We start from the raw sequence: 17,206 nt of genomic DNA on the forward strand, positions 1-17,206 counted from the left end.
CGGCGCTTAATGCTCCCATATATCCGAAACCATTGCGTCTGCCTTCATGGGAACTTCTTTTATCATTAATTCCCCTGCTCTTTCCATTTCTTCCTTCACCACTGCTTTTACCCTTTCTGCATCTTCTTCAGTAGTTTCTACTACAACTTCGTCGTGCACTGTATGTACCAAAAAGGCGTTCAAACCTTCTTCTTGCAACCTTCGGTACACAAACACTATTGCATATTTTATCATATCTGCACTCGTTCCTTGAATTGGGGTGTTCTTTCCCTTGCGCTTAATTGCTGAAATAGCTCGTTCATAGTTAGGATCGTCGGGATCCGGTTTCTTGTGATATCTCTTCCTTCCAATTACAGTTTCTGAATAACCTTTTTCAATAGCTTGCTTTGCTACTTTTTCCAACCACTTTTCAACTTTCTTGTATTGCTTAAAATACTTCTGCAAAAGTTCCTCACCCTCTTCGACTGAAACTTCCAACTGAGTAGCTAGTGAACGAACACCACGCCCATACATGAGACCAAAATTAATAGACTTTGCCTGAAATCTCTCTATATCGTGGCAAACCTTATCCTCGGGAATGCCAAACATTAAACTAGCAGTGTAAGTGTGGAGATCCTTACCCTCCTTATAAGCAGAAACTAGAGCAGGGTCTTTGCTAAGTTCTGCTAAAATACGAAGCTCTGCCTGCGAGTAGTCAGCAGTAACTAACTTTCTACCCTCACCAACCCGAAAGCAACTACGAAACTCTGAATCGGTTGGGATTTGCTGAAGATTAGGATTAGAACATGCAAACCTTCCTGTATCTGCTCCTATTTGCATGTAATCTGGGTGCAATCTACCTGTCTTTGGGTTTACATGATCTAATAAATTTTCTCCAAAAGCAGTTATCAACTTCTCATATCCTCTATACTCCAAAAGCATTCGAGCTAAGGCATGATCGATTTTCTTTAGCACTTGCTCGCCAGTAGATGGAATATCAATTCCTACTTTTGCGAAAGCTTCTATGAGCTGGGAAGGGCTGTTCAAATTAACCACATCCACATGATTCCCAAACAAATCTCTCTGAGTTGTTTTGTAAAGCGGACGGAGCTCAGCTTGAATTTTATCGTGAATTTCATCTCGCTTCTCTTTTATTTCTCGAATATTCTTTTTCCATCTCTTCTGATCAATTGGTGTTCCTTTTACTTCCATTTCTGCAACCGGAGCCACGCAAGCAAACTCTAGTTTAGCTACCTCCATTAAATCTTGCTTTTTAAGCTGTTGAAACTGTTTCCTAAAAATAGGAAAAAGGGTAAGAACATCTAAAGCTGCGTACTCAAAATGCTTTTTCTTCAAATTCCCTGTCCTTACTGTTCTGTCCCAGTTATAGTGATCATATTCTTTGTCTAATTCTAGGTCTAAATATTTTTTTGCCAAAGCACCTAAATTACTTTGCCCGCGCTGTAATCCACAAGTTATAAGTCTTTCTGCAAGAAAAGTGTCATATATATTTTCCAACTCCAAGCCAGCCTGAACTTTTAGTAATTTATAATCAAACTTTGCATTCTGGAGGATTTTTAATGGTTTTTTTCTTTCCAAAACCTTTTTTAAAGGCGAAAAATCATCTAATTCAAATGCGTTAAATATATATGCTTTTTCCGGAGTTCCAATTTGAATAAAAATGAGGTTGGCAAAATATGGATCCAGTTTATCTGCTTCTGTATCAACTGCAACCGTATCTTGTTTTGCAAGCTTGTTGGCAACCTCTCTCAACCGCTCTTCGCTTTCTATTTGTTCATATTTGGGGTTTTTGTAATTGGGCATAGTTATTATTAGTTACCAGCTGTGTGCACACGCCTTTCAGCATTTGAACCAAGTTAAAAAAGTAAAAAGCAATGAAAAAATCCCAAAACAATTACCATAAGGTAAGATTTGGGGCAGTGGTTTGGTTTGCAATCTCTATCCTATTCTAGCAGAAAGAAAAATTGTGGTGAAGCATCTCTTCCACAGCTTACACCAATTTAGAGATATCCTTTTCTATAGCTAAGAGCCTAACAATTTATCTAAAATCCTAGCAGCAGCTTTTGGATCAGCTTTCCCTTGCGTTTTCTGCATAACTTTACCAATCAAAAATTGAAGTGCGTTCTTATTTTCCTCTTGATAATCCTGCACAGGCTGGGGGTTTCCCTCAATGACCTCTTTTGCTATCTTTTCCAGTTTTTCTTTGCTAGAGATAGTCTCTTCTTCCTTTTTCTCCAAATTTCTTGCAACTTTCTCAGGATCTTCTTCCATAACCTCTGGTTCGTTTATTACCAATTTTGCTGCATCCTTCACGTCTATGTACTCTTTTAATTCAAGAAAATACTCTTCCCGTTTTTCATCTCTTGCCAATAATTCTGCTTGGGAGGGTTTGAGTCCCATTTCTCTGTATCTCTTCCTTTTTGCTGCCGGAAGCTTTTTTAAGTCTACTTCCAGCTTTATTGCTTCTGTTTGAATAACAACATCCTTTCCGATTGGCGGCAGGTCAGGCTCTGGAAAATACCGGTAATCGTGTGCTTCCTCCTTAGTTCTTTGCACAAATGTTTTTCCTCTTGTTGAATCCCAACCACGTGTTTCTTGTTCTGGTTCTTTGCTATTTTCAATAAGTTTGGTTTGCCTTTCAATTTCGTAAGCTACAGCATCGCGTAAATATTTGAAAGAATTTAAATTTTTAATTTCCACTCGGTAGGGAGAAATCAGCACACCGCGTTCCGCCGTCCGCTCTCTGTCTTCGGAAATAATCTGCTTCCCCGCGAAGCTCGGCAATTCCCCAGAACCAGGTTCTAAGACCGATCCCGGAACCTGGTTCTTTTCCTTGCCGAGCTCTTTTAATTCCTGCGGATCACGGATCGACACATTTGCTTCAAAGCGCATCTCCCCTTTTTCCATGTCACAATTTGAAATTCCCAAAGCTATGGCAATCTCCCGAATTTCTTTAGCAAATTGATTAAGAGTCTCCACAGAATCTATCTCTGGTGCTGAAACTATTTCTAAAAGCGGTAACCCAGATTTATTAAAATCCAAAAGAGTCGTACCCTCTTCATGTATAGATTTAGCTGTATCCTCCTCCAAATGAATCTCCCAAATATGAATTCTCTTACCTGATGGTATTTCTACCCACCCCCTTTCTCCCAAAGGCGCGCGCTTTTGTGAAATCTGGTACCCCTTGGGCAGGTCGGGGTAAAAATAATTTTTCCTTTCAAAGTAAGTCCTCTTATTTATGGTGCAGTTTAGAGCCTGTGCCATTTTTACTGCCGATAAAAGTGCACTCCTATTTAAAACAGGTAATGCTCCGGGAAGACCAAGACACACAGGACATGTATGTGTATTTGGTTTAGCTTCCCAGATATCAGCACTACAATCACAAAAAACTTTGGATTTGGTGTTAAGTTGTAGATGGATTTCGAGTCCAATAATAGGTTTAAGCTCACTCATAATATTTTAAAAAGTAGTAAAGCACCAAATAACAAGCACCAAGTTCCAAAAAATTACAAATACAAAACTACAAATTACAAACGTCTGGAACTTGGAATTTTGAATTTGTGATTTGCAGCTATTCTATAGCTACCCCCAAATCTTCCAACGCCCTTCTTATCTTTTCCAATGCGTCTTTGACCATATAGTGCGGGGGTTCAAACCCTGCCTCGTGAACCATTTTGTTGCGAATTTTGTGGGCTTTCCACAAACCGTCATATATTTCCCAATCTGAAAATGAATCTTGTGCATTCTTCAAGCGCTCTCCAAGAGTATTTCCGCTTGTTATTCTTTTTAAAGCCAAATCAAGAATTTTATCCGCGCGAATTAGTGCCTGGTTTCGAGCGCTGGGTTTGTCTAGATCCACTAACTGTTCAACTTCCGCCCACTGAGCTTTTATAAATTCCCGATCAGCACCCGTAATACGCCTCCTATCTTTACACACATCTTTAATTTTAAATATATCTAAAATCCCCATAGGAACAGGGCTATCAAAGGTAATACCTTTGATAGCGTTTATTTTATGGCAAAAGCGATTCAATCTTGTTAGTAACAGCTAACAAGCCAAAATCGGATCCCGTTGGTCCCAGCAGCTGTAGCCCTGTTGGTAATCCGTTAGCTTCTCCACACGGCAAACTAATTCCACAGATCCCAGCTAAGTTAGTTGGAATTGTAAAAGTATCTGCAGCATACATAGCCAAGGGATCCTGTTTTTCACCTAGTTTAAAAGCGACCGTTGGTGTGGTTGGGCAAGCAATAAAATCTACTTGTTCAAAAGCCTGGTCAAAATCCTGCTTTATTAGAGCTCTGACTTTAGCTGCTTTAAGATAATAGGCATCGTAGTAACCAGCAGAGAGTGCGTAGGTCCCAAGCATTATTCTCCTCTTAACCTCATCTCCAAAACCAGCACTACGAGTCTTTCTATATTCTTCAAGCATTGTTTTTCCTTGTTCACGTATACCATAACGAACCCCATCATAACGTGCCAGGTTGGAAGATGCTTCTGCAGGGTTAATTAGATAATAAGTGGCAAGAGCGTATTCTGTGTGAGGTAAGCTTATTTGTTCAACAGTCAATCCACTTTTTTCCAACATACTTATAGCCTTCCGAACAACAGCTGCTACCTGTTCATCTATACCTTTCCCAAAATACTCCTGCGGAACCCCAATCACAACCCTATCAAGATTCTTCTGCTCATAATTCTCATTAGTTACCTCAATAGTAGTAGCATCACATGCATCCTTCCCAGCAATAGCTTCAAATACTATCCGCGCATCTTCTACTGTTTTAGCCAAGGGACCAATTTGATCCAAACTAGAAGTAAGTGCAATTAATCCATAGCGGGAAACCCCACCATAAGTAGGTTTATAGCCCACAACCCCACAAAAAGAAGCGGGTTGGCGAATAGAACCACCTGTATCAGATCCCAGAGCAGCTAAACACATTCCAGAAGCAACTGCCGCAGCTGATCCTCCAGAAGAACCACCAGGAACACGCTGCATATCCCTTGGATTTTTTGTTGGTCCAAAAGCAGAATGCTCAGTGGAGCTGCCCATTGCAAATTCATCTAAATTAGTTTTTCCTAAAATCACAGCACTATTCTTTTGCAATTTGCTAACAACAGTGGCATTGTAAGGAGAAATAAAATTTTTCAGTATATTGGAGCCTGCTGTGGTTTTGCCCTTCTTAACGCAAATATTATCTTTTAGAGCAATCGGAATACCAGCAAGAGATGGAAGATCTTTTCCAGCAGCAATTTCCTTATCCACCTTGTCAGCTTGGTTTAAGGCATTTTCTGCTGTCACAGTTATAAATGCGTTTATCTCTGAATCTAAATCTTCAATTCTTTTTAAGCAAGATTCTGTTAACTCTCGAGCAGAAAAGTCTTTCTTTCTTAATCCTTCTTGAGCTTGAGGAATTGTTAGTTCTTTTAAATCCATATTTTTATCTACAAAACGGGTTTAACTTCAATGTAATCGTCATCTTTCTTGGGAGCATTTTTTAAAACATCTTCTTGAGCAAGCTCCCGGTCTTGATCAACAACATCTTCACGACCTGTACTTGTAATACCGCTGGGATGACTTAGTGGTTCAATATCACCAGTATCAACACTATCCAATTTACCAATATAATCCAAAATTGCTGAAAGCTCCTCCTTAAACTTCTCAACTTCCTCCTTACTCAACTGTAATTTAGATAACTCAGCAATATGTTTCACCTTTTGTTTGGAAATAGGCATAGTTAGGAAAAGTATAAAATACTTACTGTAACTTTTCGAGCAGTTCAAAAAAATATTGCTACCAGCATGGGGCAGTTGACACTAAAAAATTGCACCTTAACACTTTTTCGCACGCACACAAAAGAGAAGCGCCTTTACTTATTGAGCAACTTCGGAGAGGTATAGACTACAACATCTCTACCAAAACGTTATTCTTTGGAAAAAACGCGGCTCTCTTAGAAGGACTAGCTTAAAGAGAGTATTTACTAAGATATTCTGTTTGCCACTAGAATGGGAAGAGATCAGCAGCAAACTGCAAAAAGAAGATTTAGCAAAAATAACGCCATAACCACTTAACGGAGCCCTAATAATTTACAACCTAGCTAGTAGGGTTCCAACTACCTTTTTGTTCGAATTTTTTCAAGAATACCCACACCTAAGTAAACAAGCTTGGAAACTACCCATGGGTATTTATCCTTATAGTGTTTTTTGTAAAAAAGCCGCATTGCTCGAGTAGTTTCTGGCAGCAAGCGCTTTCTAGTTTCTTCAGAAGCTGTTGTTACATTTTTTGACTCCTCACGAAGACCGCTAGAAGCCCCTTTGTAATGGATAATTTTCACATGAGGATAAAATACAACCTTATAACCAGCCTCTTTTATTCTCCAACAAAGATCCAGATCTTCTCCGTAAAAGAAAAAATCCTCATTCCACCAGACTGGTCGTGCCCCACGACTAGAAGCACCAAATTCAAAATTCGAAGTTCCAAACGCAGCGGGGTCGCCGCATTCCCCAACCTCTGGGGTTTCTGCGGATCTAACCCCAGAGGTTTCTCCTGCGGCGATTTTTCTCAAATCAATCTCCTCGCCTACTGCGCGGGGCATGAGGAGGAAGGCTCCAGCACAGGCATCTATTTCATGAGTTTTAGTTAGATCTTTGTAAAACTGATGATATTGACCAAACAACTTTGATTGCGGAAAAAGTTTCTCCAATCCCAAAAAATAAGTTAATGAAGCCCAAGGAGTAGGAAATCCGCGGTGGCAATCAGGATCCATACCCCCTGTTAAAAGCTCAACATAACAAGTTGCAGCACCTACATCTTGATTTGTCTCCATAAAATTAAGCATTTCGGGGAGTGTTCCTTCCGGAACTGTAGTGTCAGAGTTGAGAAAAAGAACATAACGACCGGATGCTTCTTTTAAACCGATATTATTATTACCGGAAAATCCAAGGTTACGGGTATCAATAATTTGATTGACCCGGGAATAATTTTCTTCCACCATTTCTTTTGACCCGTCATCCGGCGTTACATTAACCAAAATAACTTCAAAATCTAGCTCTTCTTGATTGCGCACATTTTCAAGGGAATTAAGAAGATCACCGAGGAGTTTCGGAGTCTCATAATTAATAACAATTATTGAAAGTTCCATAATTCTATCAAAATAGTAAACAAGCTTAAAAATTAAACAAAGACAAAAAGATTACTACAAATTTCTTAATTTTTTTATCCGTTCCTCTACTGGAGGGTGAGTTGAAAACAATTTTGCAAGGCTTGTACCACGAAAAGGGTTAGCAATAAAAAGATGTGCAGTTGCTTCAGAAGCAGTACCTAAACGGTTTGAATCTTTTGAAATTTCTTCTAACGCGCTAGCAAGTCCTTCTGGATATCTTGTTAAATAAGCACTAGAAGCATCTGCTAAAAATTCTCGCCTCCTAGAAATTGCTAATTTTATAAGTGTGCCCACAATAGGAGCAACAACAAGCAAAATTAAACCAATCAAAGTTAAAAGACTGTGGCTACCCTGCTTATCTCGTCTTCTCTTAGAACCCCAAAATAAGGTGCGGCGAAACCAACTAGAGAGAATGCTTACAGCGCCAACTAAAACCACTACAATAGTCATTAGCCTAATATCATAATTTTTGATATGGGAAAGCTCGTGTGCAATTACCCCCTCTAGTTCCTGATCACTCAGCCGCCGCAAAAGACCTGAAGTTACAGCAACAGCAGCATGTTTAGGATCACGTCCAGTAGCAAATGCATTTAAGGCTGGGCTATTAATCACATACAAATCTGGCATTGGCAACCCCGCACCAATGCACAAATTTTCTGTAATGCGAAAATAGCGCGGTGCCTGATTTTTTTCTATTTTTTTAGCGCCAGAGGTAGCTAAAGCAATCTTGTCTGAAGCAAAATATGAGAATGCTGCTGACGCGATAGAAAAACCCAAAGCACCAAACAACCCAAAATAGCCTGATCCGCTTTGTTGTCCCCAAAACCAACCAATAACAGTAACTACAGCAATAAAAATTGCCATTAAGAGCCATGTTCGGCGCTTATTTTGTACAATCTCCGTGTAAATAGACATAACCGCCTAATTGCAGGATAAGGAAACAAAACCGTTAACAGTGTTATTCCTTAGAACTAAAATCAACTTCCGGAGTCTTTCGTTCCTCTTCTTCTGTCTCAAAAAAGTCTCCCTTTGTAAAGCCCAAAGCAGGAGCTAAGAGCACATTAGGAAAAGTCTGAATCTTAATATTGTATTCCATTACATTGGTATTGTAGAACTGCCGAGCATAGGCAATTTTATCCTCAGTATCTGACAGTTCCTCCTGTAGCTTTTGAAAGTTTTCTGATGCTCTGAGTTCAGGATTATCCTCAGCAATTGCAAAAAGGCGATCCAGTACCGAACGCAGTTGTCGATCTGCCTGTTCTGCTTCTGAAGCATTTCCTGCTTCTTGCAACCCCCTCCTCGCTTCTGCTAACTTGTCAAAAATTTCCTGCTCGTGCTTAGCATAACCTTTAACAGTTTCAATTAAATTGGGAATTAAATCTGCTCTACGTTTTAGCTGCACTTCAATTTGCGACCAAGATTCATCTACCCTTTGTTTGGCAGTAACTAGAGAATTATAAAGACCCCAAACAAAGACCCCTATCAACCCAACCAAAGCTAGCAAAATTAGCACTGCTGTCATTTTTAATCACCTCCGTTCAGTAAAAGTACAATTTGCAAAGTATATCTATTTTATCATCTCCTGGCTAGGTGCAACAACAGCTAAATCCCTACCAAAATAAGAGTCCATATGTTGACTATTAGGTCAAGTTTTGATAGTCTTGAGGTGCTAAGAGTACTGTTAACATTTAATTGTTGAGCCCCGTACCACATAGGGACATACCATGTCGGGTACACCCTTTCAGGTGCAGGGCCTAATTCCGACCAATCCCGACGTGTCGGGAGGTCTCATTAAGCCCCGAACCAGATTTCCTGCAGACAGGAACACGGTTCAGGGCACAGTTCAATTGGCCAAAAACTAGAAGTTTTTGGATTTACACTGTGGGGCTGTGGCGCAGCGGTTAGCGCGCTTCTCTGTCAAGGAAGAGGTCGCGGGTTCGAATCCCGTCAGCCCCGCCACCATGAGATCTTAACGAGTTCGTCTCGCAATCTGCCAACCGGCAGGTGCGGATGTAGAAGAGTTTAGAACTCATGAGTGCCCTGAGCCTGTCGAAAGGCCATCCTTCAAAAGTTAAATGCAACGTTTAGAATTTCATATTCTTAACTTGCTGCAAAGACGAAGAAACACCAAAACTGCCTGTCTAGAAATAGATACTACACATACATTTTGCTTTGTACGGACGGGAGCTATTATACTGGTTACAGCAGCGAACCTTTTGATCGTTTTGTTAGCCATCTCAAAGGTCACGGCGCAACCCATACAAAAAAGCACAAACCGCTAAAGCTCGTCTGGAAAACAGCCTTTTGAAACGAAGAAGGAGGGCAAGAAAAGAGAAAAACAAATAAAAGGATGGTCAAGAGAAAAGAAGAAAAGACTAATTGAAGGAGAGTGGGATTAATTGTCCCCGAACACTGGTACCAACATTCGAGTGGCTATCGGATCTGACTGCTGGCAAAACAGATTCCAAGCACTCACACAATGTGAAAACAATATATTTAAAGGATCCTTCGATGCGGTGTTGAGGACAACACCTTACTCAGGACTCAATTCCGACCATCCAAGTTCTCAGAAGAATTTGAGGTCTTATTGGGGACAGACGCGCAAAAGAGTTGTGAGAGAGATTATCCGAATTTATAAGTTGTGTACTGCCCAGAAAGGGACTCATTACTATGGAAGTTGACGATGTACTCGCTAACGAAGAGCTTAAAAGCAGGTTAGCAGCGGTTGGCGCGGGAATCCTTGTTATTATTGCCGGTTTCCTAGTCTATAACTATTTTTCCAGAATTGGTGAAGAACAAGTTCTTGACGAAGGTGCACAGGTTAACCAGACAAAAGAGCAAGAGGAACAATTAGGAGAAGAAGAAATAGTAGAGGAGGAAGAAGAAACCGTGAGTGAAGTGAGCGAGGGTGAAGTTGAGGGAACTGCGGAAACTGGCGCAGAAACCTGGGTAGCTAACGACTACAAAGAGGGTGATATTACGGGGGATGAATACACTGTACAAGCTGGCGATACGCTGTGGGAAATTGCCGAGGCTCGCTATGGCTCCGGTTTTGAATGGACTAAGATTCGTGACGCTAACAGTGATCAAATCGGAACCCTACCTGATGGTACACAAGCATTAATTGAGGTGGGACAAACACTTACACTACCTTAATTCGCTTTCGGCTTACCGCAACCCGCGTTCCGCCAGAGCGGAAAAAGGAAGACTCTATCGACCTTGGCAGACCAAGGTCTTCAGAGTGACTCTTTATACATAAAACCCCCGGATAAGCACTAATTCCAATTTATCGGAACGGGGGTTTGTGCGGGATTAGTATAGTGGTAATACATCACCTTCCCAAGGTGAAGCGACGGGTTCAATTCCCGTATCCCGCTCCAAAAAGCAGTAGTAAGTAGTAAGTAGTAAGTAGCTAGTAGTAAGTAAAAAGCATTTAGCATTTAATAATAAGTAAATAGAAACTTGAAACTGGTAACACGTAATTTGTTACGCGTTCTTTGTATTCCGTATCCCACTATCAACAATTAACTATAAACAATCAACAATAAGCAATCATTTTCTATCTTTCTCCATTGACAAAGCCAACATTATAAGTTAAAATTCAGCCAGAGTCGTGAGGCTCTAGAAGCTTTGCTTTAGGTGTGAAATATGCTAACTAGTGGGCTGGGTCCGGCCAGTTGGTGGTCATTCGACATAGACCATCCTTGTGCTCTTCACTAGTTGCAAAGCTATGATTCCTAGAAAAGGTTCTCCCCAATAAGGGAATCAGAAAAAGACGGGGCGTAGGGGAGGGTGTCTCCAGATATAATGGGTTGGAGATTCACACTAAAAAAAAGACCGGCACCGGAACAGCAGGCTTGGCTGCTCGGCTGGGAAAAATAAAAAAATGCTAAAAAGTTAGAAAAAGAGGTCAATTTGCTTGGCCAAGCACTTGCAGACTTGACTCGCCCCCTTTTGTGATCATTCGTTGCGCAAGCACATGAAAGCTGCGTAGATCACAGGAGGGGGATCTTTTTTTTAAAGCTCGTGGTCTTCGGCAAATTTAGTAAAGGAGCGGTCATAGGTTTTCTCTGCTTGCTTAGAAAAAGCACAAGCAGGAAGTTCATTGCGAGATAGGTGGTACTCAAGACACTCACAACACTTGCCTTTGCGGGGGCAAGAGTGATATGTGCAAGGACAACGGTTTAAATTTTGTTGAATATTTGGACACCCCATCTTAATAAATTACAAATTTCAAATTACAAAACCCAAACATCCCTTTGTTTGGAACTTGGTGCTTTGAATTTGTGATTTTTGCAATTAGGTTAGTTCTTCTACCTCTCTTTTCCCCTCTTCCATCTTCTCTCCCAATTCCTTATCACGGGCTAGAAGTAGCGTTTGGAATTCTCCAATATGCTCCTTTTCCTCATCTGCAATATCCAACAAGATAGCCCGAATTTCCTCATCATTGGTCATTTCGGCCATCTGTTCATAAAGGCTTACCGCATCATACTCAGCAATAATTCCCAAGCGTAAAATTTCTTTGTCAATATTTTCTTGTTTAACTTTGGAAAGATCAATTGGTGTTTTAGATAACATTTTGTATCACCACCTTTGGAAGAATTTTAAATTTAAAATTTTAGATTTTCAATCCAACAAAAGTAGGGTAGCACTTTTTGGAAAGGATTTAAATACACTACTTACAGAAGCTTCAAAGGTTGATCAGAAAGAGCTTTGCCAGCTTGCTCACGGTATTGGCAATATTCACATTCAGAATTAGGTTCTGGAATCTCATCTACTTCTAGGCATTTCTTAATTTCAAAAATTGTATCTTCTACCCAAGAATCATCACCTTTATGAGGAATTATTGACATTTCAAATTCAAGCCGCCCATCAAACTTAGGTCGGTTCCGCCCCGCATTTGCATAAACAAAGTATGCAGTATCTGAAACAGCAAAGCCCTTTTGCCTAAATATCCATTGGTAAATTTCTGCCTGTTTCTTAAACGTCTTTTTGTATTTATCATCAAGATCAATTTCTTTATTTGTACTAGTAGATTTATAGTCAACAATCACCAATTGCTCTTCTGGTGTAATCCAAAGGTCATCAATAGCTCCGTATATTTCTAGATTTGTAGACTGATGTACCACCCGAGCCCCAGTAAAATTATCTCGCCATTCATCAAGTTGCGAATGTTGATAAGGAAGTGCTTCAATTTGGTACTTTTTCATTAATTCGTGCTGTTCCCCATTTTTACGCAAAAGATCAAATTCATTTTTAAGAAGAGCATCAACAGCAGAATTGAGAGTAAACGCAGGCCAACCTGGGCGTTTGACCCACAAGCGGCGATCAAGATAAAAACAACGAGGACATTCTAAAAACAAATCAATTTTGGAGCGACTCAAAGCATAGGTTTCTTTTCGTTGGGGATCATAGGGGCGCCACCCTTTTTGGTATTTACTCTTATTCATAACAACAACCTAATTGTAACATTTCCCTTACCCCAAACCAACTTAAGAAGAGACTGCCAATTGTCCACATGCTGCTTGGATATCCTGACCGTAAGATTTTCTTAGTGCTACAGTTATTCCATTTTTCTCTAAGACTTGCTTAAAAGTTTCAATCTGGCGTGCTGACGGCACACTGAAGTTGTTGCTAGTGGGATTATAAGCAATAAGGTTAACCATACACAACCGGCGGCTTAGAAGCTGGCTCAGCTTCTCTGCCTGCTCCTCAGAATCATTTATACCAGCCAAAAGCAAATACTCAAACATAACTTTACGATTGGTCTTTTCAATATAATAATCCACAGCATTCATAATTACCTGAATTGGGTATTTTTTATTAGCAGAAACTAGTCTGCTTCGAATCTTATTTGTAGGCGCATGTAAAGAAACAGCTAAATTAACCTGGAGAGGCTCCTTTGCTAATGACCTTATACCTTCTGGTATCCCGATAGTAGAAATAGATATCTTCCGTGCACCAATGTTAAAGCCTTCCCTATCATTAAAAATTAGAACAGCTCTAATAACATTGTCAAAATTTAAAAATGGCTCTCCCATTCCCATAAAAACAAGATTAGTAACCAATGATTTAGAATCACGTTGCTTTAGATACCGTCCCCACAATAAAACTTGGTTCAAAATTTCCGAAATTGTAAGGTTACGAACAAATTCCATTTGCCCAGTTTGACAAAAAGTACACCCAATTGGACACCCAATTTGAGCTGAAACACACACCGTATTCCGTGTTGGAGCATGTTGCATAAGAACAGTTTCTATTTTTTCTCTGTCATCCAAAGTCAACAACCCTTTTGCAGTTCTTTTATCCTTAGATTCTAAAATATCCGCTTTTATACCTAAAGGAAATTTCCTCCTTAACTCTGTTCTTAATTCTTGGGGTAGAGTAGTAACCTCATCCCAACCTGACACATAGTTTTGAAATAACGCCTTTTTAACTTGCTCCCAGCGATAATCAGGTTCACTTTTCAAAAATTCTTTTACTGCAAAGTAATCAAACATTTCTGCATTTATCTTAACAAACGAACTTAAAACTGTCTTGGTAGTTAAATAACTACTTTCTTCCCCACTAATAAGAACATCGCAGCTTCTAAATTTGCGCTATTTAGCTTTTCCAAAATTTTTTGCTACAATAACCTTAAATCATATGGCAAGGAAATCCTACAAAAAAGGTTCTAGTTACAAATCAAGTTACCTATCTAAACAAGACTGGAGAAATCTCCGTATTCTCCTTTTTTCCTTAATTGGAACCGGCGCTGTCCTGACTTTATTTTATCTGTTCCTTACCCGTATAGCACCAAACATTGATGTGTTTTGGAGTGCAATCCGGCCGGGCAGTCCAGCACCTGCAGAAACCCAAGACCGCATCCCACCAGCCCCACCACAACTTTTAACCCTACCAGAAGCTACAGACCAAGACACTTTAAACATTTCTGGTTATGCTGAACCAGGTGCCAAAGTTGTACTCCACCTTAACGAGTCAAAAACCAGTGAGGTGGTAGTGGATAAGGAAGGAAGTTTTACTTTTGAAAGCATTACCCTCTTTGACGGGGAAAATAGGATTGAAGTAGAAACAATTGATGAAGCTGGAAATGTTTGTCGACAACCTGCTACCCACACTATTATTTTTGACGAGGAAGAACCTGAACTTACAGTTGACCAACCAAAAGAAGGAGAAGAGTTCGAAGGAAAAGACAAGGAAACAATCACAATCAAGGGCATGACTGAACCAGATACCAAAATAACAATAAATGGTCAGTGGGTAAGAGTAGGGGAGGAGGGTAATTTTGAACACTCGCTTAAGTTAGAAGAGGGGGACAACCAGATTGAAATAATTGCTGAAAATAAAGCAGGAAATGAAACTAAACAAGAAATTACTGTAAAATACGAGGCTCCAGAAGAAGACTAAATCGTCAATTCTAAATTTTAAATTTAAAATTTTAAACTAAAAATTACTTTCGTAGGGAAGGAGTAAAATTTTTTTAGCCCCCCTACTCTTGTTAGAAAAAACGCGTGAAAAAACAAACACTTCCTTGAAACATGCTAATTTAAATTTTAATTTTGGCTGGGATGGTAATAATTAGATTGAATTGGAGAAAAAAACCAATATCTACCTGTTATTTGAAACAATTTTTAGTACTAATTTTCCAAGAATTACGTAACTACAAAAAGACCACAGTCCCCTACCCTATTTCCCAACTTAAAAGTCGCCAAAGCCTAATCTGTTAGTGCTACAGCTATTGATAACCATAGGCAAATAACAACTGGTGAGTAGAATAAAGAATTAATAAAGTTAGATTCCATAAATAAACCTCCTAAACTTGCTAGTAAGCTAAGAGAGAAATAGCTATTTCTCCTTTTGCTACCCGTTACCTCTTCAAGTGACTGCCAAGCAACGCTCCCATACAACCAAAGATACGAAATTAACCCCAAAAGCCCGGTTGTTACCCAAACAAGAAGAATACTGGAATCAGACCCGGCACCGGCATGGCCACTATCTACTGGAACACCCCGTTCGGTACGAAAATAGCCTGCTCGCTCTTGTGCGTAACGAAAGGCATTGAATCCTACCCCCAAGACCGGATACTTCCTTATAATTTCGAAAGTCCTCTGCCACGAAATGAGCCGAAAATGCGCCGAATCCGCCGGGTCCGTAATCCCCGAAATTCGGGTTTGAACGCGGGGAATAAAAAAATAAGCCGAGAAGAACATCAACACCATAAGAAATAGGAGTTTGCGCGACTTTAGAATCCCAAAAACTCCCAAAACTACGGCAAACATACCCCAAGCACTACGCGAGAACGTAAGTAACAAAGCAATTACAAGTATTATGGAAAGTACAGTTAAACCAGCAAGGGAAGTGGTAAAAAAATCCCAAATTCCAAAAACCAAGTTCCAAACATTTGAAATTTGAAATTTGTTATTTGGTGCTTCTTTTGGGGAATGGTCAAAAAGGAAAAATAATCTAGACAGCAATAAACATAGGCAGAGTACAAAATACGCCCCCAAAAAGTTCGGGTCGAGCCAGGTCGATACCATTCTATTTTTGTGCGGGTCCCACCCCAACTCTGGATCAAGTTGAGACAAATCAGGGAAAATTGCAAGCTGCACAAATCCCAGCATAGCTAACACCACGCCTGCAGCAATTAAAGTGTTTATTACTTGGTACCTAATACTTGAATCTTTTCCAAACAAATCAGAAGCAACAAAGTAAACACCGGAATAAACAACCCAACGTACCCAATAACCGGCGGCAACAATACCTTCACGCGCATCAACCCAACGGAAGCCGTTAACAAGCGATATAAAAGCAATAAAGGAAAAAACAAAAATAGGGAGCCACAGCGGCGGAAGTTTCATTTTTTTCTCAATCCCCAATTTATAAACCATCCAACCCCCAACTAAACCAACCGCTAAAAAATCCCAAATATAGATATTGACATTTCCACCAAAAAAAGACAACCTCCCAAACTGCCCCAAACAAAACGAAAATATCAAACTATAAATCAACAATTTATCAAGTCTCATAAAATTTTAAGCCCCCGGGGCTTAGAAATTGGTCATGCCTTGGTTATAATAATAACGGCAGACAAGCCAGAATATTGGGGGGCAATATAGTCGTGTTTCCAGATATTTTGCCAGAGGGTCCAGCAATTTCATAGTTAATCTATTAACAAGAGGCTTTGTCAATTTATATTTCAAATCGTCACGGAAATAATTTTCTATTTCGGGATGTTTTTCTCTAAATTTGGCAATTGCCTTTCCGTACACATGCCGGCGCGCACAGACGTTTTCTAACATCTTAAAGTCTTTGTGGTATCCAAGTGCTTCTTCACTATAAAATAGGCGCATGCCAGCTTTCTGGAGCCTTAAGCCCAGTTTTGTATCTTCATATGCAAGTGATCCGCCCGCCGAAAAGGTTTCGTCGAAGCCACCGTTTTCAAGAAAGAACGCCTTTTTCAGCGAAACATTACCTGTATAAAAATTTAGAAAGTTAGTTTCCATATCATGTTCCAAACCGGTAAAATCAACCATGGGCCCACCGCGTTCCAACCAACGCATAAAGGGCGTCACCTCCAAGTCCGCGTGCCATGAAGTTTTACCCACCAGAGCAATTTCTTTCCCAGGGTGCTTTTGATGCCAATCATAGTGCTTTTCTAACAGCTTTGGCACAGCAATGATATCCACATCTAAAAACAAAATTACACTGCCCTGGGCCTGCTTGACCCCAAAATTACGGGCAGCGGCGGGGCCTTTGTTACGATTGTTTCGAAAAAGCCTAATTGGATACTTACTCTCAAGCTCTTTGAAAATTTTATATGTATTGTCCGTAGAAGCATCATCAATAACAATTATCTCGTAGCGCTCTTTGTCTAAGCTTTGACTGAAAAGAGAATCTATAACTTCCTCCACAACACCTTCGCGATTATAGGCAGGAATTACTATACTAAGGCTTAGTTTTTTCATTACTTCTCTACAAATTACCTGCGATCTCCTTGGCGCAGGTTAAAACAGGCTACTTTATCCAGTGTAGCGGATTCGGCGCCGCG

At 40.1% G+C, this 17,206-nt stretch carries 16 protein-coding genes and 2 tRNA genes; 4 read left to right on the plus strand and 14 right to left on the minus strand.

What is annotated here, in order from left to right; genetic code table 11:
- Positions 1–6: 6 nt before the first annotated feature.
- The 8 genes from U9M98_03300 to U9M98_03335 form a co-directional block, all read right to left on the minus strand.
- Positions 7–1,803, minus strand: a complete 1,797-nt coding sequence (locus tag U9M98_03300) for a DNA polymerase (GenBank protein ID MEA2020709.1) — start codon at positions 1,801–1,803, stop codon at positions 7–9.
- A 219-nt stretch (positions 1,804–2,022) separates the two neighbouring features.
- The gene (locus tag U9M98_03305) at positions 2,023–3,453 is read right to left on the minus strand and encodes an Asp-tRNA(Asn)/Glu-tRNA(Gln) amidotransferase subunit GatB (protein ID MEA2020710.1); all 1,431 of its coding nucleotides are present in this window, start codon (positions 3,451–3,453) and stop codon (positions 2,023–2,025) included.
- Between the two features lie 118 nt (positions 3,454–3,571).
- A complete protein-coding gene (locus U9M98_03310; protein MEA2020711.1) occupies positions 3,572–3,970 on the minus strand; it encodes a hypothetical protein in 399 nt (132 codons plus the stop codon).
- 43 nt (positions 3,971–4,013) lie between these two features.
- Positions 4,014–5,432, minus strand: a complete 1,419-nt coding sequence (gatA, locus tag U9M98_03315) for an Asp-tRNA(Asn)/Glu-tRNA(Gln) amidotransferase subunit GatA (protein MEA2020712.1) — start codon at positions 5,430–5,432, stop codon at positions 4,014–4,016.
- 8 nt (positions 5,433–5,440) lie between these two features.
- Positions 5,441–5,731: an Asp-tRNA(Asn)/Glu-tRNA(Gln) amidotransferase subunit GatC gene (gene gatC, locus U9M98_03320; protein ID MEA2020713.1), complete on the minus strand. Its 291-nt coding sequence runs from the start codon at positions 5,729–5,731 to the stop codon at positions 5,441–5,443.
- A 377-nt stretch (positions 5,732–6,108) separates the two neighbouring features.
- Complete coding sequence (locus U9M98_03325) at positions 6,109–7,137, minus strand: glycosyltransferase family 2 protein (protein MEA2020714.1); 1,029 nt, start codon at positions 7,135–7,137, stop codon at positions 6,109–6,111.
- 54 nt (positions 7,138–7,191) lie between these two features.
- Positions 7,192–8,073, minus strand: coding sequence for a M48 family metalloprotease (locus U9M98_03330; GenBank protein MEA2020715.1), 882 nt, complete (start codon positions 8,071–8,073; stop codon positions 7,192–7,194).
- A 43-nt stretch (positions 8,074–8,116) separates the two neighbouring features.
- On the minus strand, positions 8,117–8,680 hold the full coding sequence (locus U9M98_03335) for a LemA family protein (protein ID MEA2020716.1): 564 nt from the start codon (positions 8,678–8,680) through the stop codon (positions 8,117–8,119).
- Between the two features lie 361 nt (positions 8,681–9,041).
- On the opposite strand from U9M98_03335, the gene U9M98_03340 reads away from it, so the two are divergent.
- From U9M98_03340 to U9M98_03350, 3 genes are all read left to right on the plus strand, one after another.
- Positions 9,042–9,117, plus strand: a tRNA-Asp gene (locus tag U9M98_03340).
- Positions 9,118–9,828: 711 nt separating this feature from the next.
- A complete protein-coding gene (locus tag U9M98_03345) occupies positions 9,829–10,314 on the plus strand; it encodes a LysM peptidoglycan-binding domain-containing protein (GenBank protein MEA2020717.1) in 486 nt (161 codons plus the stop codon).
- A 150-nt stretch (positions 10,315–10,464) separates the two neighbouring features.
- Positions 10,465–10,538 (plus strand) — tRNA-Gly (locus U9M98_03350).
- A gap of 637 nt (positions 10,539–11,175) precedes the next feature.
- Here the strand turns inward: U9M98_03350 and U9M98_03355 are convergent.
- The 4 genes from U9M98_03355 to rlmN all read right to left on the minus strand — a co-directional run bounded on the left by U9M98_03355 (position 11,176) and on the right by rlmN (position 13,658).
- A complete protein-coding gene (locus U9M98_03355; GenBank protein MEA2020718.1) occupies positions 11,176–11,373 on the minus strand; it encodes a DUF6485 family protein in 198 nt (65 codons plus the stop codon).
- A gap of 84 nt (positions 11,374–11,457) precedes the next feature.
- Complete coding sequence (locus U9M98_03360) at positions 11,458–11,736, minus strand: ferritin family protein (protein ID MEA2020719.1); 279 nt, start codon at positions 11,734–11,736, stop codon at positions 11,458–11,460.
- Between the two features lie 101 nt (positions 11,737–11,837).
- Complete coding sequence (locus tag U9M98_03365; GenBank protein MEA2020720.1) at positions 11,838–12,608, minus strand: PD-(D/E)XK nuclease family protein; 771 nt, start codon at positions 12,606–12,608, stop codon at positions 11,838–11,840.
- A gap of 42 nt (positions 12,609–12,650) precedes the next feature.
- Positions 12,651–13,658, minus strand: coding sequence for a 23S rRNA (adenine(2503)-C(2))-methyltransferase RlmN (gene rlmN / locus U9M98_03370; protein MEA2020721.1), 1,008 nt, complete (start codon positions 13,656–13,658; stop codon positions 12,651–12,653).
- Between the two features lie 145 nt (positions 13,659–13,803).
- Between rlmN and U9M98_03375 the strand changes: the two genes are divergently transcribed.
- The gene (locus tag U9M98_03375) at positions 13,804–14,565 is read left to right on the plus strand and encodes an Ig-like domain-containing protein (GenBank protein ID MEA2020722.1); all 762 of its coding nucleotides are present in this window, start codon (positions 13,804–13,806) and stop codon (positions 14,563–14,565) included.
- Positions 14,566–14,873: 308 nt separating this feature from the next.
- Here U9M98_03375 and U9M98_03380 read toward each other — a convergent pair whose 3' ends face one another.
- Together U9M98_03380 and U9M98_03385 are read right to left on the minus strand one after the other, a co-directional pair.
- On the minus strand, positions 14,874–16,184 hold the full coding sequence (locus tag U9M98_03380) for an O-antigen ligase family protein (protein MEA2020723.1): 1,311 nt from the start codon (positions 16,182–16,184) through the stop codon (positions 14,874–14,876).
- 21 nt (positions 16,185–16,205) lie between these two features.
- Complete coding sequence (locus U9M98_03385) at positions 16,206–17,123, minus strand: glycosyltransferase (protein MEA2020724.1); 918 nt, start codon at positions 17,121–17,123, stop codon at positions 16,206–16,208.
- Between the last annotated feature and the right edge of the window lie 83 nt (positions 17,124–17,206).

It is taken from the genome of Patescibacteria group bacterium, assembly GCA_034659915.1.
Lineage (GTDB): Bacteria > Patescibacteriota > WWE3 > JAUXAW01 > JAYEID01 > JAYEID01.